The sequence below is a fragment of the Mesorhizobium sp. B1-1-6 genome (genome assembly GCF_006443035.1).
Classification (GTDB): Bacteria; Pseudomonadota; Alphaproteobacteria; order Rhizobiales; family Rhizobiaceae; genus Mesorhizobium.
The window spans coordinates 112,912-134,903 of record NZ_VFWR01000006.1; the positions used below are offsets into that span (position 1 = coordinate 112,912).

General features: G+C 63.0%; 21 protein-coding genes and 4 pseudogenes. 18 read left to right on the forward strand and 7 right to left on the reverse strand.

Features of this window, described 5'->3' with window-relative positions; all coding sequences use genetic code 11:
• Positions 1-2: 2 nt before the first annotated feature.
• From repB to FJ979_RS13850, 4 genes are all read left to right on the forward strand, one after another.
• Complete coding sequence (repB, locus tag FJ979_RS13835) at positions 3-968, forward strand: plasmid partitioning protein RepB (protein ID WP_140499711.1); 966 nt, start codon at positions 3-5, stop codon at positions 966-968.
• Positions 969-1,123: 155 nt separating this feature from the next.
• The gene (repC, locus tag FJ979_RS13840) at positions 1,124-2,329 is read left to right on the forward strand and encodes a plasmid replication protein RepC (protein WP_140523080.1); all 1,206 of its coding nucleotides are present in this window, start codon (positions 1,124-1,126) and stop codon (positions 2,327-2,329) included.
• A gap of 467 nt (positions 2,330-2,796) precedes the next feature.
• Positions 2,797-3,132, forward strand: coding sequence for an MbcA/ParS/Xre antitoxin family protein (locus FJ979_RS13845; protein ID WP_181165405.1), 336 nt, complete (start codon positions 2,797-2,799; stop codon positions 3,130-3,132).
• Complete coding sequence (locus tag FJ979_RS13850) at positions 3,129-3,647, forward strand: RES family NAD+ phosphorylase (RefSeq protein WP_140560113.1); 519 nt, start codon at positions 3,129-3,131, stop codon at positions 3,645-3,647. The genes FJ979_RS13845 and FJ979_RS13850 overlap by 4 nt, the downstream gene beginning before the upstream one ends.
• A gap of 44 nt (positions 3,648-3,691) precedes the next feature.
• Here the strand turns inward: FJ979_RS13850 and FJ979_RS13855 are convergent, their stop codons facing one another.
• A complete protein-coding gene (locus tag FJ979_RS13855) occupies positions 3,692-4,819 on the reverse strand; it encodes a site-specific integrase (protein ID WP_140560112.1) in 1,128 nt (375 codons plus the stop codon).
• 250 nt (positions 4,820-5,069) lie between these two features.
• On the opposite strand from FJ979_RS13855, the gene FJ979_RS13860 reads away from it, so the two are divergent.
• The 4 genes and pseudogenes from FJ979_RS13860 (at position 5,070) to FJ979_RS13875 (ending at position 7,834) form a co-directional block, all read left to right on the forward strand.
• Positions 5,070-5,366, forward strand: coding sequence for a hypothetical protein (locus FJ979_RS13860; protein ID WP_140499702.1), 297 nt, complete (start codon positions 5,070-5,072; stop codon positions 5,364-5,366).
• Positions 5,356-5,950, forward strand: a pseudogene (locus tag FJ979_RS13865) (hypothetical protein). The gene FJ979_RS13860 and the pseudogene FJ979_RS13865 overlap by 11 nt, the downstream one beginning before the upstream one ends.
• A 247-nt stretch (positions 5,951-6,197) precedes the next feature.
• Complete coding sequence (locus FJ979_RS13870; RefSeq protein ID WP_140581541.1) at positions 6,198-7,151, forward strand: DUF1403 family protein; 954 nt, start codon at positions 6,198-6,200, stop codon at positions 7,149-7,151.
• Positions 7,152-7,207: 56 nt separating this feature from the next.
• The gene (locus FJ979_RS13875) at positions 7,208-7,834 is read left to right on the forward strand and encodes an SMC-Scp complex subunit ScpB (RefSeq protein ID WP_140581544.1); all 627 of its coding nucleotides are present in this window, start codon (positions 7,208-7,210) and stop codon (positions 7,832-7,834) included.
• Between the two features lie 325 nt (positions 7,835-8,159).
• Here the strand turns inward: FJ979_RS13875 and FJ979_RS13880 are convergent, their stop codons facing one another.
• The 4 genes and pseudogenes from FJ979_RS13880 to FJ979_RS33465 form a co-directional block, all read right to left on the reverse strand.
• Complete coding sequence (locus FJ979_RS13880; RefSeq protein WP_140581547.1) at positions 8,160-8,900, reverse strand: hypothetical protein; 741 nt, start codon at positions 8,898-8,900, stop codon at positions 8,160-8,162.
• Entirely contained in the window at positions 8,900-9,259 is a 360-nt protein-coding gene (locus FJ979_RS13885) for a hypothetical protein (RefSeq protein ID WP_140581549.1), read from the reverse strand. Before FJ979_RS13885 ends, FJ979_RS13880 begins: the two co-directional genes overlap by 1 nt.
• 29 nt (positions 9,260-9,288) lie before the next feature.
• A complete protein-coding gene (locus FJ979_RS13890) occupies positions 9,289-10,329 on the reverse strand; it encodes a PIN domain-containing protein (protein WP_140581888.1) in 1,041 nt (346 codons plus the stop codon).
• A 664-nt stretch (positions 10,330-10,993) separates the two neighbouring features.
• A pseudogene (locus tag FJ979_RS33465) lies at positions 10,994-11,521 on the reverse strand (RelA/SpoT domain-containing protein); the annotation flags it as partial.
• Positions 11,522-11,570: 49 nt separating this feature from the next.
• Between FJ979_RS33465 and FJ979_RS13900 the strand changes: the two are divergent.
• From FJ979_RS13900 to FJ979_RS13920, 5 genes and pseudogenes are all read left to right on the forward strand, one after another.
• Entirely contained in the window at positions 11,571-12,218 is a 648-nt protein-coding gene (locus tag FJ979_RS13900) for a hypothetical protein (protein ID WP_140581552.1), read from the forward strand.
• A gap of 147 nt (positions 12,219-12,365) precedes the next feature.
• Positions 12,366-12,992 (forward strand): XRE family transcriptional regulator, encoded by a 627-nt coding sequence (locus FJ979_RS13905; protein WP_224704905.1) that lies wholly within the window; start codon positions 12,366-12,368, stop codon positions 12,990-12,992.
• 98 nt (positions 12,993-13,090) lie between these two features.
• A pseudogene (locus tag FJ979_RS33020) lies at positions 13,091-13,399 on the forward strand (RES domain-containing protein); the annotation flags it as partial.
• On the forward strand, positions 13,348-13,593 hold the full coding sequence (locus tag FJ979_RS33025; RefSeq protein ID WP_246678962.1) for an RES domain-containing protein: 246 nt from the start codon (positions 13,348-13,350) through the stop codon (positions 13,591-13,593). The pseudogene FJ979_RS33020 and the gene FJ979_RS33025, both read left to right, overlap by 52 nt.
• Positions 13,594-13,696: 103 nt before the next feature.
• Positions 13,697-13,981 carry a multiubiquitin domain-containing protein gene (locus FJ979_RS13920; RefSeq protein WP_140581561.1) on the forward strand — a complete coding sequence of 95 codons (285 nt, stop codon included), beginning with the start codon at positions 13,697-13,699 and terminating at the stop codon, positions 13,979-13,981.
• A gap of 12 nt (positions 13,982-13,993) precedes the next feature.
• On the opposite strand, the pseudogene FJ979_RS13925 reads toward FJ979_RS13920, so the two are convergent.
• A pseudogene (locus tag FJ979_RS13925) lies at positions 13,994-14,511 on the reverse strand (DMT family transporter); the annotation flags it as partial.
• A 37-nt stretch (positions 14,512-14,548) separates the two neighbouring features.
• Here FJ979_RS13925 and FJ979_RS13930 point away from each other — a divergent pair.
• Positions 14,549-15,025 (forward strand): tripartite tricarboxylate transporter substrate-binding protein, encoded by a 477-nt coding sequence (locus tag FJ979_RS13930; RefSeq protein WP_246678961.1) that lies wholly within the window; start codon positions 14,549-14,551, stop codon positions 15,023-15,025.
• Between the two features lie 158 nt (positions 15,026-15,183).
• On the opposite strand, the gene FJ979_RS13935 is transcribed toward FJ979_RS13930, so the two are convergent.
• On the reverse strand, positions 15,184-16,083 hold the full coding sequence (locus FJ979_RS13935) for a LysR substrate-binding domain-containing protein (protein ID WP_140581567.1): 900 nt from the start codon (positions 16,081-16,083) through the stop codon (positions 15,184-15,186).
• 167 nt (positions 16,084-16,250) lie between these two features.
• On the opposite strand from FJ979_RS13935, the gene FJ979_RS13940 reads away from it, so the two are divergent.
• The 4 genes from FJ979_RS13940 to FJ979_RS13955 are packed head-to-tail and all read left to right on the forward strand — an operon-like array spanning position 16,251 to position 21,991.
• Complete coding sequence (locus FJ979_RS13940; protein ID WP_140581569.1) at positions 16,251-17,651, forward strand: MmgE/PrpD family protein; 1,401 nt, start codon at positions 16,251-16,253, stop codon at positions 17,649-17,651.
• The gene (locus tag FJ979_RS13945; protein ID WP_140581572.1) at positions 17,641-18,882 is read left to right on the forward strand and encodes an FAD-dependent oxidoreductase; all 1,242 of its coding nucleotides are present in this window, start codon (positions 17,641-17,643) and stop codon (positions 18,880-18,882) included. The genes FJ979_RS13940 and FJ979_RS13945 overlap by 11 nt, the downstream gene beginning before the upstream one ends.
• Before the next feature lie 2 nt (positions 18,883-18,884).
• On the forward strand, positions 18,885-19,148 hold the full coding sequence (locus FJ979_RS13950) for a sarcosine oxidase subunit delta (RefSeq protein WP_140551861.1): 264 nt from the start codon (positions 18,885-18,887) through the stop codon (positions 19,146-19,148).
• On the forward strand, positions 19,145-21,991 hold the full coding sequence (locus tag FJ979_RS13955) for a 2Fe-2S iron-sulfur cluster-binding protein (RefSeq protein WP_140581575.1): 2,847 nt from the start codon (positions 19,145-19,147) through the stop codon (positions 21,989-21,991). Before FJ979_RS13950 ends, FJ979_RS13955 begins: the two co-directional genes overlap by 4 nt.
• Position 21,992: the final 1 nt, after the last annotated feature.

Below are 21,992 nucleotides of genomic sequence, written 5' to 3' on the forward strand. Positions count from 1 at the left end.
GAATGGCACGCAAGGACATTTTCGGAAGTGTCATGGGTCCCGCATCGGCAGTCGCCGATGCCCAGGACGTCTCGAGCTACGCCGTTCGTGGTGCATCACGGTCGATCATACAGTCGTTCCAGGAGCTCTCGAAGGGCTCAGTCGTCGATCTCGATCCGGATTTGGTCGACACCTCATTCGTGTCGGACCGTATCGACGATGACGATGAAGCGTTTCAGGAGCTGCTGGTTGCAATTCGGGAACGTGGCCAGGATTCTCCTGTGCTGGTCAGGCCCCACCCTGACATTTCGGGACGTTTTCAAACTGTCTTTGGCCACAGGCGCGTCAGGGTTGCCCGGCAGCTGGAACGGCCTGTGCGCGCCGTCGTCAAGAAGATGGACGATAGGGACCATGTCATCGCCCAAGGCCAGGAGAACGCCGCCAGAGCTGATCTGTCCTTCATCGAACGGACGCTTTTTGCCGACCGCATCCTCAAGCGGGGCCATTCGCCTGATACGGTGAAGTCGGCCCTCGCGCTCGACGATACGACCTTCTCGAAGATGCGCTCCGTGACCAGCACCATTCCAGAACAGGTCATTTTGGCGGTAGGGGCTGCCAAAGGCGTTGGCCGAGACCGCTGGTGGCAGCTTGCCAAGCTTATGGAACATCCTGGTGCGGCGGCGAAGGCCATGGAGTGCGTGAGCCGCGCCGATTTCGCGCAGCAAGGCAGTGAGGCCCGTTTTGCCCGTCTGTTCGACCTTGTGAGCGCCTTAGAAAAGCGCCCACGCGCAGCAGCGAAGCCCAAGGAGCGGGCGTGGATGCCCCAGGACAAATCCGTTCAGGCCAAGATCACCGACACGGGAAAAGTGTTTACGCTTGCCTTTAAGTCCAAGGAAGCATTGCCCTTCGGTACATTCATTGCCGGCAAACTCGATGAGCTTTTCGAGGCATTTCGGGAGTCGGAAATGGCGAAGAAAACAGGAGACTAAGACCGCAAAAGAAAAAGGCCCCCGAACGTCACCGTCGCGGAAGCCCTTCTCACGTCTGTAGCAAGCTGAGAATCGCATTTCCCCGAATCACTGTCAAGAGTCGTGGCGCCGTTTCGGCGAGCAGATTTCTTTTGCCTGATTGAAAGGTGAGGGAAATGGAGAGTGGGTACGCGACGACGCCCTTTGGGCGGCGGCCGATGACGCTTGCGCTGGTGCAGGCGAATGCGGCATCACGGGAGATCCCGCAAGGATCTGCTGTCGAAAAATGGCAAGTCTACCGTTGGCTATGTGAAGGTAAGTCCATCATCGGCGTGGGTGACCGCGCCCTGGCAGTGCTGAACGGGCTGTTGTCCTTCTACCCGGATGACCAGGTCAGTGAAGAAAACGGCTTGATGGTTTTTCCGTCGAACGCACAGTTGTCGCTGCGCGCGCACGGCATGGCCGAGTCCACGCTTCGGAGGAATCTGGCCGAGCTGGTGAGTTGCGGGCTGATTGTCCGCCGCGACAGTCCGAACGGCAAAAGGTTTGCTCGCAAGGGGCATGGCGGGAATATTGCGGAGGCATTTGGGTTCTCGCTGGCGCCGCTGCTGACACGGGCAGCGGAATTCCAGCGAGCGGCGGAGCAGGTCCGGTCCGACGCTCTGGCGCTCAAGTTGATGCGCGAACGGATCACGCTCCATCGACGCGATATTCAAAAGCTTGTCGAGGCCGCGATCGAGGAGGGCGCCGCGGGCGATTGGGGGGCGGTCTGGAGACGGTTTAGGGCTATCGTGGAGGCAATACCGCGCAGGGCCGGCCTGTCCGATCTGGAGAGCATCGTTGCAGATCTCGCCGAGCTCCACGATGAAGTGGATAGGATGTTGGAAAGCTTTATGAATTCCACGAATCCTAGCGCCAATGAATCCCATAATGAGCGGCAGCAATCTGATTCAAACACAGACTCTACTTTTGTATTTGAACCAGCTTTCGAAAAAAGCAGGGCGGCGGCCGAGCCAGCATCTCCTCCGGCTGAGAAGCCGAAAGGCTACCCAATTGGACTGGTGCTGCGCGCTTGTCCCGAAATTGCGGACTATGCGGTTAACGGGATCGGAAACTGGCGCGATTTGATGATGACTGCCGCCCAGGTGCGGGGATACCTTGGCGTTTCGCCCTCAGCTTATGAGGAGGCCTGCCATGTGATGGGCCAGGAGGTTGCCGCGATCGTGATTGCGTGCATCCTGCAAAGGGCGCAGCACATCAATTCGGCCGGCGGCTACCTGCGTGTGCTGACCGACAAGGCGAGGGCGGGAGAGTTTTCGGTCGGACCGATGCTCATGGCAGCCCTGAAGGCCAATGGGGCAACAGCAAGAATGACCGGATGATGATGAGCACCACAATTTGTGCGGGCGCTCGACCAAACGACCGCTCTGCCTGTAGATGCTTAGCCGACTTTGTCGTGTGAGACCTTGCCCCCTGCATGTCATCGCACGACCGGGCAACATTCTGATCAACCCAGCTTATGCCGTTTTTTACTGGGCCGCGGCTGTTTGGCTCCTGATCAGGGCAGGGGAGGGGCGTTACAATCCTGAAGCCACCGGGCTCAAAAATGCTCCAGCCGGCGGCATAGGCGGGACGGGTGTTTGCCGAACTCGCTACCTCGACATGCTCGCGCGCACGGTCGGCTCGATCCGCGTCCGTACTCGGGCGGTGGCAGCAGCCCGGGCTTGAAAGCTGCCGAGAACTGCCATATATTTTGCACAAGAAATATGACTCTCAATATGGTAGGACGAATTCTGTGGCCCCTGCATTCAAGATCCTCGAGAAGAATGGACCTCTCATCTTGTCCTATATGGACCGGAACGGGAAGATTGCGATCGAGCAGGTCGCGGACGGTTTTGGCATGTCCAAGGGCCAGTTGGCCCAGACCGCCGGTCTTGCGCGCGAGACCCTTTATCGCTCAGAGCGCAGCGCTGCGGTAAAGACACAGGGGCGTCTGCGGGAAATGCTCGAGATCATCAGTCGCGTGACGGATTGGGCGGGTGGCAAGGAGCAGGCGATGGCTTGGTATCGGGCTCAGCCGCTTCCAGCATTTGGCGGACGCACCGCTGAGGCGCTGGTGAAGGATGGCAAGGCCGCAGCGGTCCGTGATTATCTCGATCACATGGCCGTCGGTGGTTTCGCTTGAGGTTCGTTGGAACCTGCTACCGGGCACACGATCCACGTTGGGCATTCAAGCCGACTTCCGGCGAAGGGGCGGCGATCAGAGGTGCGCGATTTAATCCCAAAGGCGTGCCGGCGCTCTATTTGGCGCTGACCATCATGACAGCGGTCAAGGAAGCCAACCAGGGGTTCGCGCACCGGATCGATCCTTGCGTGCTGTGTTCCTATGAGATCGACTGCGATGACATCGTGGATTTGACAACGGACGAGGCGAGGGGAGAATTTTCTATCGCGCTCGAGGACATGGCCTGCGCCTGGGCGACGGCGCTTAGCGACGGAGAGCGCCCGGCGTCCCGGTCCGTCTACGACAGGCTGCGGCCTCGGAATATTGCCGGGATTGTGGTCCCAAGTTTCGCGCCGAGCGCCGAGAAGGAGGATCGTAACCTGGTCCTTTGGGACTGGGGTCCGGGTCTGCCGCACAAGGTAGCCGTATTCGACCCAAGCGGCCGGTTGCCGAAGGACCAGCTGTCCTGGAGATAACGCACTTTTCCGCATCCGAAGGGCAGGGGAGGGGCGAGCCCGGCCTATAGTCCGCTCGCCTTTGTGAGGTTGACACGGAAGCGATCGCGTCGGCGCTGATAGCGGCGAGTCATTTCAGCCGAGGCATGGCCGAGCTGCTTTTGCACATAGCGCTCATCGACTTCGGCCGAGGAGGCGAGGCCAGCGCGTAGCGAATGTCCGGCAAAGAGCTTTGCTCGTTCACCTTCCGACAGATCGCCGCGCACGCCGGCCGCCAGCGCAGTGCGCTTGACCAGGCGCGCGACCTCCTGATCGTTGAGCCGATCGGCGCCGACCGCCTTGCCCTGCCCGGTGACGCGCCTGAAGAGGGGACCGTGCGCGATACGGGCGAGCTTGAGCCAGGTCTGCACCGCGACAACCGGGCAGGTGGCATCGGACGACCCGCGCCCGACTTCAACCTCCCGCCAGCCGGTCTTGCCGCGAAGCGAAACCAGCATGCCCTTGTCGAGGATCTGGATCCAGCCGCGGCCGTCCTCAGTCTGGTCGCGGCCGACGTCCAAAGCCACGATCTCGGAGCGCCGCAGGCCGCCGGCGAAACCCAAGAGCAGCATGGCGCGGTCGCGCAGGCCGCGCAAGGTTCCGCGGTCGAGTGTTTCTAGCATAGCGGTCAGATCCTCGGGAAGGATCGCCTCCTTCTGCCGGGGCGGGGCGGCGTGCTTGTTGCGGATGCCGGCCATCACGGTGGCGATGTGCCGATCCTTGCGGTCCAGCGGCTGGCCGCGCTGCGTGTAGTTCCAGGTCAGGGATGACAGGCGGCGCTCGATCGTCGCTACCGCCTTTTTGTCCCTTCCAGTGCCCGAAGCCTGCGCGGTGATATAGAGGCCGACGGTCTGCGGGTCCGGCCGCGATGGATCAAAAGACTGGCGCCGGCACCAGGCGCAAAAATGCTTCCAGTCGGCTGCGTAGGCGCGACGGGTGTTCGCCGAACTTGCTGCCTCGACATAATCGCGCGCACGGTCGGCGAGCTTTTCGAGATGCGTAGGCAACGATGTCTGTCGCGGGTCAAGGACCGACGGGGGAGGGGAGGGGCCTTCATCCGACCGCCCCATCTCCATGACGACGTCGACAATGTCCGGCAGGTCATCGGCGTCGATTGCGTCGGTGGACACCATCAAATTACGGGCTTTGCCCATCCAGCCTCGTCCATTCTAATGTCGCAGCAATGCGATTCTTGCGAGCGAAGGTGCGGCCAAAGTCCGGAATTGTCCACCGCGAGCTGTGTGACGGAATAGCTGAGGGAATTGTGTCCGCTCCGGTCTTGGTATCGCATCAGCGGGAGCGCAACGGGCCTGTCCGATCCAGGGATGGCCTCTCAAGGGCGGTCTCTCCTTGTTTTCATGTTCAACATCCTTCATATTCCGTTCAACAGATGGAGATCCCAAGATGACCATACGTGGCGCAGCGACAGCCGCAAGCGAGGAGCGGATCGCCCACACCCGCAACCGTCTGGTGCTTGAGCAGGCGAGGGCGGTCGGCCTGCTTGGCGCGGCCAAGAACACCCGCCTTTCCGGCAGGGTGTCGTCGGAATTGATCGAGGCGGCAAAGAAGCGCGCCCATGTGAGCTCAGACACCGAACTGCTTGAGCTCGCGTTGTCGCGGCTGGCGCTCGAGGATGATTTCGGCGCCCGGCTCGTCGGCCGCAAGGGCAGCATCTCCGCGGACATCGATCTTGGCATTTGATCTAGGCGGCGCACTGCGGTCCCTAAAACCACAGCGGCGCAGCGCTGGGCTGGAACGGCGACCGGATTCCGCCCTGTCCTGGGCAGGTGACCAGTCGCCTGTCGGCGGCGTATTGCTCCTCGACACCAGCGTCTATCTGGATGTCCTGCAGGGACGCACGCCCGAAACGGTCGATAACCTTCTGACCTATCGGCTCTGTCACCACTCGGCCGTCTGCCTTGCCGAGCTCAGCCATGTGTTCGGCCGGCTCGATCCGGCGTACCCGACGACAAAGTCGGTCCTGAAAGCGGTTGCGGACACGATCGAGGATATTCCGGCGCACCGGTTGCATGCACCCGACGCCACCGCCCTGGGGAGGCGCCGGCATGCTTGCCGGTCTGTTGTTCCGGCTGAGTCATCTGCCGAAAGGGGAGGGGCATGAGCGCCGCTTCCTCAACGACGCGCTGATGTTTCACCAGGCCGGTCTGCTCGGGGCGACGGTCCTGACCGGCAATGTTGGCGATTTCGATTACCTCAGCCAGCTTGTTCCGTCGGTGCGGGTGATCTTCTACCGGGCAGCGCCAGGTTTGCGCCCGCAGGCGTAAAAGCGTCAGTGGGATGCACCAGCGCTATCGTTAGCCTTTCCAGGAAAGAGCGTCGCGCTGTGTGATGGTCCGGAGGGTCGCTGGGCGTGAATTTTGGGCTTCTGCTCGACGAAAACGGCCATTTGTCCTTGTAGTCCACTAACGATCGATAATGCAACATTATCATTCATTGTGCCGCTCCGACAGGCTGTGCGTTTTGGTGCGAAAGCCATGGCGCAAAGCGCACGGGCGCTTTACCCTCACTTTCATGATTCGCCTTGATCCGGCCACCGCCAAGCCAACGTTGCCGCCGACCATCCCGGTCTGGGCGCTCGCCGCCGACGGCGCCTCCAGCGACGCTGACGCCGCCTTCGCGGCCGGCGCCGCCCTGGGCGCGCTCGACACGCTTGCCCGCGGACAGCCCGCCTGGGCCGGCGTTTGGCGGCAGCGGCTGGCGCTCAACTGCGCCGCCGCCAGCATGCGGCTGGCCGGCCGCGCCGAGGACGCGGCCGCCTTGCGCGACGCCTGGTATCTGCGCCAGGCCGGGTCCGACCCTGGACCCGCCGGCACCATTTTTGGCGCCTGGCGGCAGTTTTCCGCGCAGCCGCCCGTCGCTACCCCTGACCGGCTTGGCAAGATACTCGACCAGCTTGGCCTCCATTCGGATGTCGAGGCCCTTGCGGCGCTTTGTGAACACGTCGAAGACCTGGCGCGCTCGGGACGGCCGGCGCCGTTCGCCGCGGCGGCGATCGCCGCCCGCGTCGTAACGATCCGCCCCGATGCCGAGCTTTTTGCCTGGTGGCTGGCCGACCTGGTGCTGGCGCAAAGCCTGCGCTGGCCGCTCCCGCTGCCGCTGCTGATGGCCCAGGCCTTCGGCCCGGCCTTTCGCGGTGAGGCCGGCGGCAAGCGTATCCGACCCGGGGAGAAGAGCTTTGAGCGCGCGGTCTGCGTCGCGCTGGTTCAGGGCGCCGTCGAAGCGTGCCGGCTGGCCGCCGAGATTGGCCGTCGGGCGGAACGGCTCATCACCTTTGCGCCGAAGCTCAGAGCAAAGGGGGCCGGCGATGTCATCCAAAGACTGCTCGACAACGATGCTGTTTCTGGCTCGCTGACGACCAAAACCCTGTCGCGTTTTGCGGCGCGACGCCTGTTCGAACGGCTGCAGCAACTCGAGGCCGTGCGCGAGCTCTCCGGCCGCACCACCTTCCGGATTTTTGGCCTGTAGCGATGGCTGGGACCGCGAGAGCCGAAGGCCCGACAGACAAGAGGGACGTCCAGCGAATGCTGCTGGACACGGAGCTCGAGCATCTGCCCGCCGAGCTGCGCTGGCGCGAGTGGATGGGCCGCGTCGAAGCGGTGATTTTTGCCGCCAGCGAACCGGTGACACGCGAGGTGCTGGCGCGGGTGGTGGGCAGAAGCTGCAACATTGACCTGATCATCGACGACATCCGCGCCGAACTCGTCGGCCGCCCCTATGAGTTGGTGGCGGTCGCCGGCGGCTGGCAGTACCGGACCAAAAAGGCTTTTGGCGACGTCATCCATGCCGCGTTCGGCACAGCGGCGGGGCAGGGCACAAAAGAGTTGTCGCAGGCGGAGGCGCTGGTGCTGATGTGCATCGCCTATTTTCAGCCGATTACCCGTGGCGAGCTGTCTTCCTTCTTCGGCAAGGAGGTGTCGCGCGACCTGATCGGCGTGCTGCGCGGGCAAGAGCTGATCGCCTCAGGGCCGCGCAGCCCGCAGCCGGGCGCGCCCTATACCTATGTGACGACGAAAACTTTCCTGTCGCAGTTCGGGCTCGACACGCTGCGCCAGCTGCCGGATTTCGAGGCGCTCGAAGACGCAGGGCTGCTGTCGAAGGAAAAGCTGCTGGCGGGCGACATCATGCCGGGGTTTTCGTCCAACTATTGAAACGCCGATCCAGAGATCGAGGATGACTGTCCGGCGTGTAGCAACCGCCAGCAGTTGCGTGCTCGAATGTATGGGCGTTTTTCGGACAGGGCAGTTCAGGGCAGAGGCGCTCGAAAGTCTCGAAACAGCGAGCGCTCAATCTCATCGGCAGAGTCGGCCTGCGCGAGATGACCGGCAGGGGCGGGCGTGGTGATTTGAGCGCCATGAGGTGGCGACCGACTAACCGCCGCCAGCGGCGGGGATCTGATGACGCCTCTTGCCTCCGTTAATGATGCGAGATGCATTATGGCCGTCGCGGCCGTCAGTCTTCTTTTTTCTCCACCTTTTACTTGTCGGCTTTCTTGATCATGTCCTTGATGCCCTCGCTCACTTTCATGCGCCTGGCATCCTCCGCCGTGTAGGCGATATCGAGTGTGTCGCGGGGATTCCAGCGGCTGTAGTCGGGCTGCGCCAGCCCATAGTGTCGCCGCAGGTCGGCGGCGAGGTCGAGGGCGTAGAGGCCGACGCGGCCGTACTGGTAGCGCCTTTCCTCCCAGACTTCGTCCCAGTTCGGCGGCCCCGAGTGCTCGGCGAAGGCGGAGATCGTGCTGTCGGCGGCAGCGATCTCGTTGGGCAAGGACAGGGTCCGGTACATCAAGGCCGCGTCCATGGTTTTCCAGTCGAGGTCGGCCGGGAATTCCAGTCCAGGGGCGTCGACCTGCGGGGTCAGTTCGCCGTCGACGTACTCGCCCTGGTCATGGATCACGTCCACGCAGTGCAGCACGAACGGATCCAGCGTGCAGACGACCCTAGTCGCCACATAGGTGGCGTGCCTGGCGCGCTCCTCATGGGAGTCCCTGCCAACGGTCAGCCGATGGTTGAAATAGGCAACCGCAATGGTGCCGATGGTCGTCGCCACGGCGGTCATGATGGCAAGCGGCCAGCCCGTCAGCACGGAAACGGAAGCGCCGCCGGGCGTTCCGCCTGTCGACTGCGCGGCCGCGTGTATCGAGGACAGCCCTGCCGCGAGGATGAGCGTTGTTGCGGGGACGATGACCTTCCAGCTAATCCTGACCATGTTCGTCATCAGGAATGCGCCCGTCTAGCCGGCCGTCTCAGTCTGAGGACGAGGTAAGCGAGCATCCCCGCGGAGATGCCAAGCATGGCTAACTCAACACCCGTCTCGAACGACCATGCGAGCGCGCCGAGCGGTACCGCCGACGAGCTTGGGGCCAGCCCCGGAGTTATGAACGCCGCCGCCAGCCATGTAGCAGCCGCCGCTACGAAGAGAGCGAGGGCTGTCGCCAGGACGAAGCCCAGCGTCCCGAGCAGGACCCCTGGCCGCATGCGCTGTGCGAGGTAGCCGGACACTATGATGCTGGCCACGGCGACGGCTAGGTTGAACGCGACGTAATGGTCCATCAGTGCGGCTTCGAATTCCTGCATGCTTACCCCTCCGATTCTGGCCCGACGCGCTAGGTGTCTAGCATGTCCCAGTCATCGCCCATGACCCATCGGAGCGCTGACAGCTTGCCGTTGACCATTCCCCACTCGAAGTCGGTCCACGGGCCAAGGTGATCCAGGCCGACCTCCTCCTCTGTTTTCCGGGCGGCTTCCAGTGCGCCTTTCCAGATGCTGTCAACAATGACCCGGCTGTTACGGCTATGGGGTTCGGCGGTTTCCCATTCCGACTTCGTGACCACCTTCGTGTCTCCGCGCTCCACTTGGACACGCAGGTTCCAGTGGCGGTTGTACCAGACCTGGCGCTCCAGCAAGCGCGCGGCCTCAAGGATTTCCGATAACCGCCGCGGCTCATCCGTCCACGATAGCTCTTCGTCTACGAACTCGAGATAGTCAGCGTGCTCAGACTTCAGGACGTCGCTCAGCGACGTCCAGTAAGTCGAGTGAGGCCCGTCGAAGAGCGAGGCGATGTCTGGATGGGGGTTGCGCTGGTCGCCGTTCGGGTCGCTGAAGTCGCGGGTATTGTGGGATACGAACGCGACGCGCTGCCCCTTCGCCGTGGCAGTCCTCGCCAAGTCGGCGTAGGTCTCAATGAGGATCGCGTCGCCGACCGAGTTCTTGGAACGGTGGTACGGCGCCAGCCCGGCGATCGCGCGTTCCGTGACCCGTTGCTTGATAGCTTTGGTGGTCGCCTTGCTCAGTCCGTGCGTCAGCAGCCCTTCTATCCATTCGATGGAGTCGTTGACGGCCTCGCCCTTCATGGCAATGCGCTGGTCGACCTCGTTCAGGGAGTGCAGTGTCTCCTTCTTGTAGTCGTCCTCAGCGAAGCGGTCGACCGCTTCGCGGACCAAGCGGAAATGGGCTTGCAGGCTGCGACGCGCGTCCTCGGCGACACGGGCCTTGTTGCGAGCGAACTCCGCTTTGACCACGTCCGGCACGAAGAAGTCTATCTGTCGCCCGTCGAACAGCTCCTTCGCTGCAAGGATCAAGGACTGCTGTCTGTAGTCCTTGGCGAGATCGAGCCACACGCACGTGTCGACCAATATTCTGAGCATCGTCCACGCCCCCCAAAAAGCGATCAGCGTCGCGGTTCGATCCAACGCGTGTAGCGCCTGCGCAGGCGCCGTAGTCAGGCTGCTGCACTTCCCTCGGCCTGACCACCTCCTGCGGCGCGACGGTGTATTCGATGCCTGACTTTCCACTGCAGGCGAGCTGCAGGTTGCGGATGAACAGGCTGACGTCGCCGAAATAGTTCGGGTAAGTGGAGACCAGCTTGTCGATCTTGTCCACCTCGACGAGGACGACCTTCTCCTGGCTTTCCCCGGCCTCGATCGCCCTTTCGGCGATCTCGAGGGCGCCCGTTGCGGAGAAGGTCCCCATGTACGTCTCGATCTTGACTGTGTGATCCGGCCTGTACCGCAGGAGGTAGTAGCGGCCGCGGTCATGGGTAAAATTCTCGGCGAAATGGGTGGCCGCCTTGATGTTCTCGAGCGTGCTCACGGCGCCGAGCCGTGCATTGAGGTCCTTCAGCTCCTTGATGCGCTCTGCCCGATCCGGAACCCCGGTCGGAAGCGGGCTTCGCTCCACTTGGGCGAACTCGGCGGAAGCCAGCTCGAACAGACGAAGCCAGTCGCCGTCTCCCTTATGATGCTTCAGGTCCTGATTGCGGTAGAGACTGACGGCCTCGATGGCGGTCGCCCACGAGTGCTGACGGCGCGTCCTAACCTGCAGTTCTATGCGCCGACCGGCAAAGGACTCGTCCTCCTTTCTTGCGGGCGTGAATTCCATGGAGAGATGGTGGCTGCGGTAGCCATCGCCCTTGGGTTTCTGGATGTAGTCCCATTCCTTGCGAATGACGTGCGGGGAGCGCTCGCGGACGCGTTCGACGAGCCGGTTTACCCCATCGATGTCGTTCAGGATCGCCCGGCATCCGCCGAGATCCTGCATCTGGTCGAGCCGGATCGTCGTATCGGCGAGCTTACGCCTGATGGACGACATCCGCTTTGGCCGTGCGGCCATGTCTCCGCGGATGGAGGTCTGCCGCATGGCAATCCGCACTGAAGCGCGGATGCTGCGCATGGGGTAGATGTGGGAGTCACGCCAAGAGTTCGCTACCGAGAATATCCCGATGGCTTCAGCATTGTTTTGTGGAGTGAAGTACACTGGACCAGCCAGGCTTTTCCCGGCTGCCCGCACGTCATCCATGCTGTATTCGAGCCGCGGATACTGCGACATGGACCGAATCATTTATGGTTGAATCCACTCGACTGTACGGTTTTCCATCCTGCAGTCCAGCGTGGCGCAGAAGTCGTTCAAGGTTGATGGGGAAAGCGTGACATTCACCGCCAAAGACGCCGCTGAACTCAATCGGCTGATTGGCCGCGGGCTGAACAACCTGACGGCAATGGCCGTGATGGAAGGAAAGCTCGACGAGGGATTCGAAGTCACCCAGGCGGAGATAGAGCGGAAAGCGCAGAAATGGGGCAAGGGGCGTAAGAACATCCCGAAGGCTCTCGTGCCGGGATGGGATTGCGATCCCGCCAGGATCTATCTAGCCTATGACGGCAACGACCCCGACGACCGTCCCGCCAGCAACTTCGCGCTTATCGAGGCTGATATGGCGGACATCCATCCCAAGCTGACCTACCAGGCGACCAGGGACAAAGACCCTTGGCACGTACAGTATAAATCTAAGAGCATCGAGATCGGGTATCGCTGGGTTCACGGGCTGCGCGTGTCTCCGCCTGTCATCGCAGAGCACGAGGGAGAAATAGTCATCGTCGGCGGCATGCATCGCTACCATCTGCGCATCATTACGGGGCCAAACGGATGCCGTTCTACGTACCGAAGTCAGAGCTGGCCAAGGTCCTCGAGCTGCTCCCCGATGCGACACTGCGCTTGGAGGAGTGACACTCCCTCGGGGCCGTTGATCGGTCCTGTGTAACGGCTCCGGCTACTTTACGAAGTTATCGAACTTGACGAACTTGCGTCTTGTAACCAAATTGGTGACAGCAAGAAGGAGGTTGTCACCATGGCCGCTTCAAAACGAACCAATCGTGGCAAAACCGCGTCCCATGCGGGAGTAGCCACAATGAGCTTCACGACGAAACTGCCGGCACAGGCGGATTTCAAGAAGGTGCTGCTCGAACGCTACCAGGAAGCCGTCGCGCGCAGTCGCAAGATCGGCCATCGCGTTTCATTCCGGGTTGACGTCGATCCAACTGCCGGCGCACAGACGATATCGCCGGTCGAGGAACAACCTGTCGCTTTGGACGATGCGTTTCCCGTCGAGGATACAGCTAAGCCGGATGCCGAACTTGAGGCGGCCCTTGCGGCGGCGCGCGTGCGCGGCCGCAAGCGTGTCGCCGAGATTGTCGCCGGCGAGGACATGCTGAGCGCAGATGCCTTTGCCAGGCTGCTCGGCACGTCGCGGGTGACGGTCAATGCAAAGCGGCAGAGCGGCCAGGTCCTGGGGATCGACGGCGCCAAGCGCGGCTTTCGCTTTCCTGGCTGGCAACTCGACCAGGACGGACGGCCGTTCGGCGCATTGCCCGCGCTCCACGCGGCATTGGGCAACAGCGCCTTGGCGGTCTACCGGTTTTTGGTTTCGCGTCACGGCGCGCTCGATGGACGAACAGGTCTTCGCGCTCTTCAGCAAGGTGACGATGCCTTGGTGCTGGCCGCCGCGGAAGGTATGGCCAGAGGCGACTTCGACTGAATGCCTGGCGCTCCACCTCCACCCGATTTCGAGCGAGCAGAGCTTGAAATCGAGACCATACAGCAGGGCCGCACATTTGGGCGGATCTACTGGGGTACATATCCCGATCCCCTCGGGTACGGAAAGTCGCCAAGCCGTTTCAGCGATCCGCGCACCGCGTCGACGCAAATCGCTTTGGTGTCTTCTACCTTGGCGACCCGTTGAAGGTATGCTTCCTCGAGGCCGTGCTTCGCGACCGACGCGAGGGACTTGTAGACGACCTTCCGATCGACGAGATGGAGCTGACCCAACGGCGCTATGCGGAAGTTGCGACCACGGCGGAGCTTCGCCTGGTCGACCTCACAATGCCGTCAGGATGGGGGTGCCGACCGATGTCGTTCGGGCACAGCGGCAGAATTTGGCGCGCCGGTGGTCGGTGGCGTTTCATGAGCACCCGGCTCAGCCTGACGGGGTCATCTATCCATCCCGCCTCAACGGCGCGACCAATCTCGCGGTCTACGATCGGGCAGTAGGAAAACTGCGGCCGACCCGCGTGACGACGCTCCTGGGCGCGCTTGGGTTGGCTCAAGTTTTGGAGAACTTCAAAGTCGGGTTGGCGTGAGCGGGGCAGCACGCGCAATGTCTGGGCGATTTCTAGAATCCAACGACGCGCCTATGCGGTCGCTGATATACGGCCAGCGTGAGACAATCGTAAGTGTTGCTGAATGATTCAAATGAGAAAACGTGGGCCTCCCTTCATCACTGGCTTGCAGTTGAAACGGCTGGCTGGCGTCGATCCTCAGTCCTATGGCGTCTGGCTTGCTCAGCAGGTCGGCGACGACCGTCTGATCGGCAACACGGAAAAGGTCGATCTGCAGGGGAACGGAACCGAGCGCTTCTTCACCGGCGTTGACACGACTACCGAAGGCGCGGGAGGCCGAGCTTTGAAAGCGCCTCCTGGAACATGTCGAGATCGTCCAACTTCTCGTCTTTCAGGAAGCCGTTTATGAAGTCGATACGTTCTACTGTTGGAGGATGGGTAAACCCTCCGGGCGGGTGACGAGATAGATGCCGAGCGCTACCGGAATAATGCCGGCAAGATCGGTTGGCGCCACCTGCTCGCCAAGCAGAAACCAGCCGAACAGCATGCCGAGCGGCGGCATCAGGAAATAATAGGCGCTCGCGGCTGTCGCCCCCGACGTCTTCAGTAGATGGAACCACAGCAGGTAACCAACTACCGAGACAAGGAGGGCGAGATAGGCGAGCGCTGCGGCGAGTGCCAGCCCGGCATCACGTCTGCGACACTTTCCATGCCGAAGGCGAACGGCGCGAGGGCAAGGCCGCCGGTGAGGTTCTGTACACCGTTGCCGATCCACAATCCGCCGTTTGGCGCGAACCGCTTAAACAGGATCGTGCCGCCAACCAGTGAGACAAGAGCGCCGACGGTCAAGGCGATGCCGAAGGGACTGTCATGGCCGCCGGCAATCCTGCCTTCGACGATAAACGCCACACCGCCGACACCGAGCACGAGTCCCGTCGCCTCCACAGCCATCGGCAACCAGAATCACGTCCTTCTCGTGCGCCTGGCGCAGGAACTCGGCGCAGATGTCAGCAAGATCAATACCGCCGTGTTCGGCGGTGCCTCGGAGTCGACCGTGGCGCTTCTGGGCAACAACATCGACTTCTCGATCTCCGGCGGCGAGACTTTCGCGGGCTATCAGAAATCGGGTGAACTGAAGTGCGTGGCGGTGTCAGGCGAAGGCCGGCTCGGCGGCGAACTCGCCGACGTGCCCACGCTCAAGGAACTCGGAGTGGCCCTGTCCTACAGCCCGACGCGCGGCGTCATAGCCCCAGGCGGACTGTCGACCGAGCAGATCGCCTTCTGGGACAAGACGTTGAAGTCTATGAGCGAGAGCGCCGCGTGGAAGCAAGCCGCCGAGAAGGCCTACTGGCGCGTCGACTACAAGGACTCGAAAGCAGCCACCGAGGCCAACGCCAAGGATCGGGATGAGCTTCGTGCGGTCTATTCGACTCTGGGCATCATCAAGAAGTAACCGGCAAGCCGGCATCGCGCGGGCCACGAAAGCCGCAGGCCGCCTGCGCGGCCTGCGGATCAAACAACGGCAGGCAAACCGACTTTGAGGTTCGGCAAAGGCCCCAAAGGAGTCGGCGTCTGGCAGCGCCGGCAGGGTGCGGCCTGTCCGGATCTTGACTAACCCCCCGGCTCCCGCATATGCAGGGCGGCCTGTTCCAGGGTCCAGTTTCTGACGATCTTGACGACGTTGCCTTTGGAGAGCTGGCTTTCCGAAAGGTAGTATGTCCACGGGCTGGCGGCGCGCACCGGGAAGGGCTCGATCAAGAGACCGCGAGCTATGTAGGTTCTGGCGAGCGAATATTGCGTGGCGACGCAGCCCGCGCCCATCGCCGCGAGTTCCAGCGCGATGTTGGAGGCATTCGTGGTGATGCCTTTCTCATAGTCGGAAATGTCGATCTGCAGCGCGTCGCCCATGCACTGCCAGTATTCCTGGCGTCCATGCACGAAGATCCAGTCGACGCCGAGTATGTCGCTCGGCGCCTTCAGCGCCTTGGGGCCGGACAGCAGACTTGGCGCGCAAAGGATGGCAAGCTGGTCGCTCCACAGTTGTACGGCGCCCGGCGGCAAGTCGTCGAAGCGGCGGGTCGAGATGGTGATGTCGGCGATCTGCTCGCTGAGGTCCTCCCATATCGTGCCGTGCAGAACGACCTCGATCTCGGGATGGACCTGGCGGAACGCGCCCATACATCCGGCCAGCCAGTTTTCGGCAAGGCTCATCGGGCAGGAGATGACGACAGTCCGGTTGCGTGACGAGGCGACGATCGCCTCCGTGGCGTGGTCGATCTGGTCGAGCGCCTGGCGCAGGGTGGGCAGGAAGGCTTCGCCCATCTCCGTCAGTTTCAGGCTGCGCGGATAGCGCACGAAGAGCTGGCGGCCGAGATAATGCTCCAGCCCCCGGACATGGTTGCTGACGGCTGCCTGTGTGTAGCCAAGCTCGCTGGCGGCGAGGGTGAAGCTCAGGTGTCGCGCCGAGCATTCGAACGAGCGGATGTAGTTCAATGGCGGAGGTGGCTTCATGGCATCGCTCCTGATCGAGCCGAAAACTAGACCATCGCGAACGGGTTTCGCAATCGCTTGCCCTCGTTTTTTTTGTACCATGGCGCCAAACTAATCACGTGATCGGCCTGCGAGACCAAATTATTCGTAGTTATCTGGAAGCGCGCGGTTGGCGAGAGGTGGGCATCATGGACCTGCGGTTGGAACGGGGCGAGCCTACTTGCACCGTGTTCGGGCGTGTCGCGGAGTTCGTGCTGCGCTCCCCGGAGAATTTCTTTTCAGCCGATGTCCTGAAGGCGGCCTCACTCCAGTTCCTCGATACGATGGGCATCGCCATAGCTGCCGGGCCGATGCAGGCCGGCCGCATTGCGCGGGATGCCGCCGTTTTGCTCTACGGTTGCGGAACGGACCGGCACGCCGCAAGGATGATCTTCGACGGCAGGCGGGTCAGCATCGCGGGTGCCGCCTTCGCCGCCGCGACCCAGACCGACAATCTCGACGGCCATGATGGCTATCCGCCGACCAAGGGCCATATCGGGGTTGCTGTCATCCCGGCACTGCTTGCGCTGGCAGAGGAGAAGCCAGATTTGAGCGGGATCGAAGCGCTCGCCGCGATCGTGGTCGGCTACGAAGTCGCGGGCCGCGCCGGCATCGCGTTGCACGCGACCGTTTCGGATTATCACACCTCGGGCGCCTGGAATTCCCTTGGCGTCGCTGCTGTCGCGGCCCGCCTGCTGCGGCTGAACGACACCCAGTTGCGCGACGCCTTCGGCATTGCCGAATATCATGGGCCGCGCAGCCAGATGATGCGTGAGATCGCGACGCCGACCATGCTGCACGACGGCTCCGGCATGGGCGCACAGGTCGGCCTGTCGGCCGCGGTACTCGCGCAAGCCGGGTTCGCCGGCGCTCCGGCCATCACTGTCGAGGCGCCGGAAGTGGCCCGATATTGGGCCGATCTCGGCGATTTCTGGCAGATGCCGCTACAATACGTCAAACCCTATCCCATCTGCCGCTGGGCTCACGCCGCGATCGACGCGACCCGGTCGCTATGCCTGCAGCATGGCCTGCGGCCGCAGGATATAGGCAGGGTCAACGTCAACAGCTTCCACTACGCGGCGACGCTGTTCGACGGCATGCCCGACACAACTTCCAAGGCGCAATACAGCTTGGCCTTCGCCGTGGCCACGATGATCCTGTACGGTCGGATAGCGGTGGAGCATATTTCGGGCCAGGGGCTGCGCGACGGCGCGGTTGGGGAGATGCTGGGGCGCGTCGAGGTTAGCGAATCGGCGAGGCACAGCGCTCGTTTCCCGGAAGGGCGCTGGGCTGACGTGCAGATCGAGACGACAGACGGACGCTTGCTGGATTCCGGTGACGTCCACGCACGCGGCGGTCCTGAAGCGCCCATCAGCGAGGCTGATATCGTCGCCAAATACATGGAGTTCTCGGCGCCGGTTCTGGGCGAAGCCAGGGCGGCCGCGATCCGCGATGCTATACTCGGCCTGACCGGCACGGAAAGCCGGTTCTCGGACCTGTCGGCGCTCATCTACGAACCTCCAGGCGCTCTGGGTGGCCATGCCGCTTAGGCTCCTCAAATACGGGTTCAGCCGCGATTATCCGGTGACCGGCGACATTCCCCGGACGCCCGAGCTCAAGCCGTCCTATGACGTGGTGATCGTCGGCGGCGGCGGGCATGGCCTGGCGTGCGCGCACTATTTGTCGAAATATCATGGCATCACAGACATCGCGGTGCTCGAGAAGGGCTATCTGGCTGGCGGAAACACGGCGCGCAACACCACGACGATCCGCTCCAACTACATCACCCAGGAAGGCATCGCCTTCTACAAGGAAGGCGTTTCGCTGTTCGAGACGATGTCGCAGGAGCTCGACTTCAACGTCATGTTCTCGCAGCGCGGCCAGCTCACGCTTGCCCATACGGAGGCCACGCTGCGCGCCTTCGATCTGCGCGCCGAGATGGGCAAGCACATGGGCACCCGCACCGAAGTCATCGACGCAAAGGAAGTCGAAAAGCTGGTGCCGGAACTGAATATGGATCGCGGCAACGCGCTCGAGATTCTTGGCGGCCTGTGGCACGCCGACGGCGGTACAGCGCGCCACGACGCGGTCGCCTGGGGCTACGCGGCGCAGGCCTCGCGCCGCGGTGTGGAGATTCACCAGCGCACCGAGGTCCAGGGCTTTGAGGTCGAGAGTGGCAATGTCCGGGCGGTGATGACAAACCGCGGGCGCGTCGCATGCGGCGCGGTGCTCATCGCCGCTGGCGGCATGAACTACGACGTCGCGATGATGGCTGGGGTGGAGCTGCCGATCCGCTGCTATCCTTTGCAGGCGATGGTGACGCAACCGCTGAAGCCGTGGCTGCACACGCTAGTCTCGTCGGTTTCGCTGCACACCTATCTTGTGCAGTCCTCGCGCGGCGAGGTCGTCATCGGCGGTGGTTCGGATCCGTACCAGCTCTATTCGACTCGCTCGACGCTGGGCATGAAGGAACATCTGGCCGAGGGCGCCGTGCATCTTTTCCCCTTCCTGCAAGGGGTTCGGCTGTTGCGGCAGTGGGCGGGCATCACCGACATGACGCCGGATTACAGCCCGATCATGGGCGCCAGCCCGCTTGCCAATCTCTGGCTCGACTGCGGATGGGGCACCTGGGGCTTCAAGGCAACGGCCGTGGCCGGAAAACGCATGGCCGAGACCATCGCCAAGGGCCGGGCGCCAGACCTGCTCAAGCCCTTCGCGCTGGAGCGCTTCGAGACCTTCCGGCTGCTCAATGAAATGGGCGCCACGGCGGCGAGCCATTGACCATGAAGCAGCTTGATTGCCCTATGAACGGCCTGCGCAACATCGACGAATTCCGGTCTTTCGGTCCGGTGCGCCAGACGCTCGATGCCGATGCGACCGCCGACGCCGACTGGGCGAAACATCTGTTTCGCGCGGACAATCGCAAGGGCGTCGTGACCGAGTGGTGGCGGCACGTGCCGAGCAATTTCTTTTTCCTGGCGGAGCGCGACGTCGTCACCAACGAGATCATCCGCACCTACGCGCCGGGCGAGGGCAATCAGGCATGACCCGGCTTGCGGCACCCTATGGCTCGCGCATCGATCGCACGCAGCCGATGCGCTTTACCTTCGAGGGCAAGTCCTATGAGGGCTTTGCCGGCGATTGCATTGCAAGCGCGCTCGCCGCTTCGGACCAGTGGGTGCTTTCCCGCTCATTTAAGTACCATCGACCGCGCGGCATCATGACCATGGCCGGCGCGGAAGCGAACACTTTAGTGCAGCTTCCGTCGGAGGCGAATGTCCCCGCCGACCTGACGCCGATTTGGGAAGGCATGACGGTGACGGCGCAGAACGTCAACGGCTCGCTGCGAAATGACCGCGACGCCATCATGGATCGGCTCGGGCGGTTCATGCCGGTTGGCTTCTACTATCGCACCTTCATGGGGCCGACGCAGGATAGCTGGCTTCGCTTCTGGGAGCCGATGATCCGGCGCAAGGCCGGGCTCGGGATCGTCGATACTCGCGCCCCGCATTTAAGCTTCGACAAGGTCGATCTTCACTGCGACCTGCTGGTCGTTGGGGCCGGACCGGCAGGCCTGGCGGCGGCGATCGCCGCCGCGCAAATCGGCGCCGACGTCGTCCTGTGCGACGAGAACCCGGAAATCGGCGGTTCACTGACCTATCGCCGCTGCGATCCGGGCGTGCTCGCCAGCCTGAGGGCTGCCGCGGCGGGATTGGCCAATCTGCGCGTCATGACCGCCACCGTCTGCAACGGCTGGTACGAGGACAACTGGCTGCCGCTGATCCAAGGCAACCGGCTCTACCGCGCCAGGGCTCACGAGGTGATCCTGGCAACAGGTGCCATCGAGCAGCCGGCGGTGTTCCGCAACAACGACCTGCCTGGGATCATGACCGTCGGCGCCGTGCAGAGGCTGATGCGGCACTATGCGGTGAAACCCGGCCGCCGCGCCGTCGTGCTGGCAGGCAATGACGACGGCTATGATGCCGCGTTCGACTTGATCGAGGCAGGCGTCGAACTCGCGGCCGTCGTCGATCCGAGACAGGGCGCGGGCAGCAGCGCTGGCGAGCTTCGGGCCAGGGGCGCGGAAATCATCACGGGCGCCCAGATCGATGAAGCGGCCGGAACCCGCGGCAACAAGCATGTCAGACGGGTCCGCGTCGGAAGCCGCTGGATGGACTGCGACCTCGTGGTGATGGCCGTTGGCTCGGCGCCGGCGTGGCAGGTGCCATGTCATGCGGGCGCCAAGGTCGGCTACGACGAAGCGACCGCGCGCATGACGCTGACGCTGCCGGACGGCGCCGTCCACCTGGCTGGCGCCGTTGCCGGCAGGACGGGACTATCGTCGGCCATGGCGGATGGCCGTCGCGCAGCGCACGAGGCGCTTCATGGGCTGGGACACTCCGATCTGCCCAATGCCTCAAGTGAATTCGAACCTGAAGCCGTGGCCTGGGCGCAGAAGCTGACTGGCCACGAGAAAGGGCGCGACTTCGTCGATCTCGACGAGGATTTGCAGGTCAATGATCTGCAGAACGCGATAAAGGAAGGCTATCGCGAACTCGAGCTCGTGAAGCGCTTTTCCACCGTCGGCATGGGGTCGAGCCAGGGCAGGCATTCGGCCCTTGCCACGGCGCGGATCGTTGCCGAGGCCACCGATCGCAAGGTCGGCCAGGTCGGCGTGACCACGGCGCGGCCCCCGACGGGTCCGGAAAAGCTCGGCGTGCTCGCAGGTCATCATGAGCCGCTGGAGCGCCGCACCGCGCTGCATGCTCGGCATCTTGCGCTCGAAGCCCGCATGAAGCCGATCGGCAACTGGTGGCGACCCTATTATTACGGGCCAGAAAGCCGGAGCGAACGCCTGATCCACGAAGAGGTCGCGGCCGTTCGCGACGGCGTCGGCATGCTCGACGTCTCGACGCTGGGCAAGCTGGAGATCCGTGGTCCGGACGCCGGCGCCTTCCTCGATCGAATGTACACCATGGCCCATGCCAATCAGCCGGTCGGCCGCGTCCGCTACTGCCTGATGCTGAACGAGATGGGCACGGTCATCGACGACGGCGTCGCCTATCGCTTCGCGGAGGACCAGTTCTACGTGACGGCGACGACCGGCGCGGTCGCTCGGGTGCAGGCCGACATGTTGTTCTGGAACGCGCAGTGGCGACTGAAGGTCGACGTGCTCAACGTCACGGCCGGGTTTTCCGGCATCAACGTCACAGGCCCCAAGGCGCGGGACGTGTTGCAGGCGCTCGAGGGAGACATCGATTTTGCGCGCGACGCCTTTCCCTATCTACATGGCCGTCAGGGTCGCCTGGCGGGCGTTCCGGTGCACATCATGCGCATCGGCTTCACCGGAGAAGTCAGTTTCGAGCTGCATTGCCCGTCGAGCTACGCCGTCGCGCTATGGGATGCGCTGGTCGCGGCGGGCAAACCCTATAGTTTGCGCCCGTACGGGCTGGAGGCCTCGCGCATCATGCGGCTGGAGAAGGGACATATCCTGATCGGCCAGGACACGGATGCGCTGACCACGCCCGATGAACTCGGATTCGGCTGGGCGGTTTCGAAGAAGAAGCCGTTCTTCGTCGGCAAGCGATCGATCGAGATGCGCGCCAATCTCGGAGAATCGCGCCGCCTGGTCGGCCTTTCCTTTGAAGGATTGCGCAATGTGCCGGGCGAATCCTGCCTCGTGCTGCGCGGCGGCAACCCGGTGGGGCAGGTCACCTCGGTCGGTTTCTCGCCGACGCTCGGCCATCACATCGCGCTGGCTTATGTCCATATCGACGATGCGGCACCCGGCAGCAGGATTACGGTGAAATGCCGCGACGGCGAGCTGGTCGAGGCACCGGTTGTTGGGCATGCCTTCTTCGATCCGCAGAACGTTCGGCAGGAGCTGTAGC

Excerpts from the sequence above, each read along its gene's own strand:
- repB (WP_140499711.1), top strand. The coding sequence starts at position 3 with ATGGCACGCAAGGACATTTTCGGAAGTGTCATGGGTCCCGCATCGGCA.
- repC (WP_140523080.1), top strand. The coding sequence starts at position 1,124 with ATGGAGAGTGGGTACGCGACGACGCCCTTTGGGCGGCGGCCGATGACG.
- FJ979_RS13845 (WP_181165405.1), top strand. The coding sequence starts at position 2,797 with ATGGACCGGAACGGGAAGATTGCGATCGAGCAGGTCGCGGACGGTTTT.
- FJ979_RS13855 (WP_140560112.1), bottom strand. The coding sequence starts at position 4,819 with ATGGGCAAAGCCCGTAATTTGATGGTGTCCACCGACGCAATCGACGCC.
- FJ979_RS13860 (WP_140499702.1), top strand. The coding sequence starts at position 5,070 with ATGACCATACGTGGCGCAGCGACAGCCGCAAGCGAGGAGCGGATCGCC.
- FJ979_RS13870 (WP_140581541.1), top strand. The coding sequence starts at position 6,198 with ATGATTCGCCTTGATCCGGCCACCGCCAAGCCAACGTTGCCGCCGACC.
- FJ979_RS13875 (WP_140581544.1), top strand. The coding sequence starts at position 7,208 with ATGCTGCTGGACACGGAGCTCGAGCATCTGCCCGCCGAGCTGCGCTGG.
- FJ979_RS13880 (WP_140581547.1), bottom strand. The coding sequence starts at position 8,900 with ATGACGAACATGGTCAGGATTAGCTGGAAGGTCATCGTCCCCGCAACA.
- FJ979_RS13885 (WP_140581549.1), bottom strand. The coding sequence starts at position 9,259 with ATGCAGGAATTCGAAGCCGCACTGATGGACCATTACGTCGCGTTCAAC.
- FJ979_RS13890 (WP_140581888.1), bottom strand. The coding sequence starts at position 10,329 with ATGCTCAGAATATTGGTCGACACGTGCGTGTGGCTCGATCTCGCCAAG.
- FJ979_RS13905 (WP_224704905.1), top strand. The coding sequence starts at position 12,366 with ATGAGCTTCACGACGAAACTGCCGGCACAGGCGGATTTCAAGAAGGTG.
- FJ979_RS33025 (WP_246678962.1), top strand. The coding sequence starts at position 13,348 with ATGGGGGTGCCGACCGATGTCGTTCGGGCACAGCGGCAGAATTTGGCG.
- FJ979_RS13920 (WP_140581561.1), top strand. The coding sequence starts at position 13,697 with ATGATTCAAATGAGAAAACGTGGGCCTCCCTTCATCACTGGCTTGCAG.
- FJ979_RS13935 (WP_140581567.1), bottom strand. The coding sequence starts at position 16,083 with ATGAAGCCACCTCCGCCATTGAACTACATCCGCTCGTTCGAATGCTCG.
- FJ979_RS13940 (WP_140581569.1), top strand. The coding sequence starts at position 16,251 with ATGGACCTGCGGTTGGAACGGGGCGAGCCTACTTGCACCGTGTTCGGG.
- FJ979_RS13945 (WP_140581572.1), top strand. The coding sequence starts at position 17,641 with ATGCCGCTTAGGCTCCTCAAATACGGGTTCAGCCGCGATTATCCGGTG.
- FJ979_RS13950 (WP_140551861.1), top strand. The coding sequence starts at position 18,885 with ATGAAGCAGCTTGATTGCCCTATGAACGGCCTGCGCAACATCGACGAA.
- FJ979_RS13955 (WP_140581575.1), top strand. The coding sequence starts at position 19,145 with ATGACCCGGCTTGCGGCACCCTATGGCTCGCGCATCGATCGCACGCAG.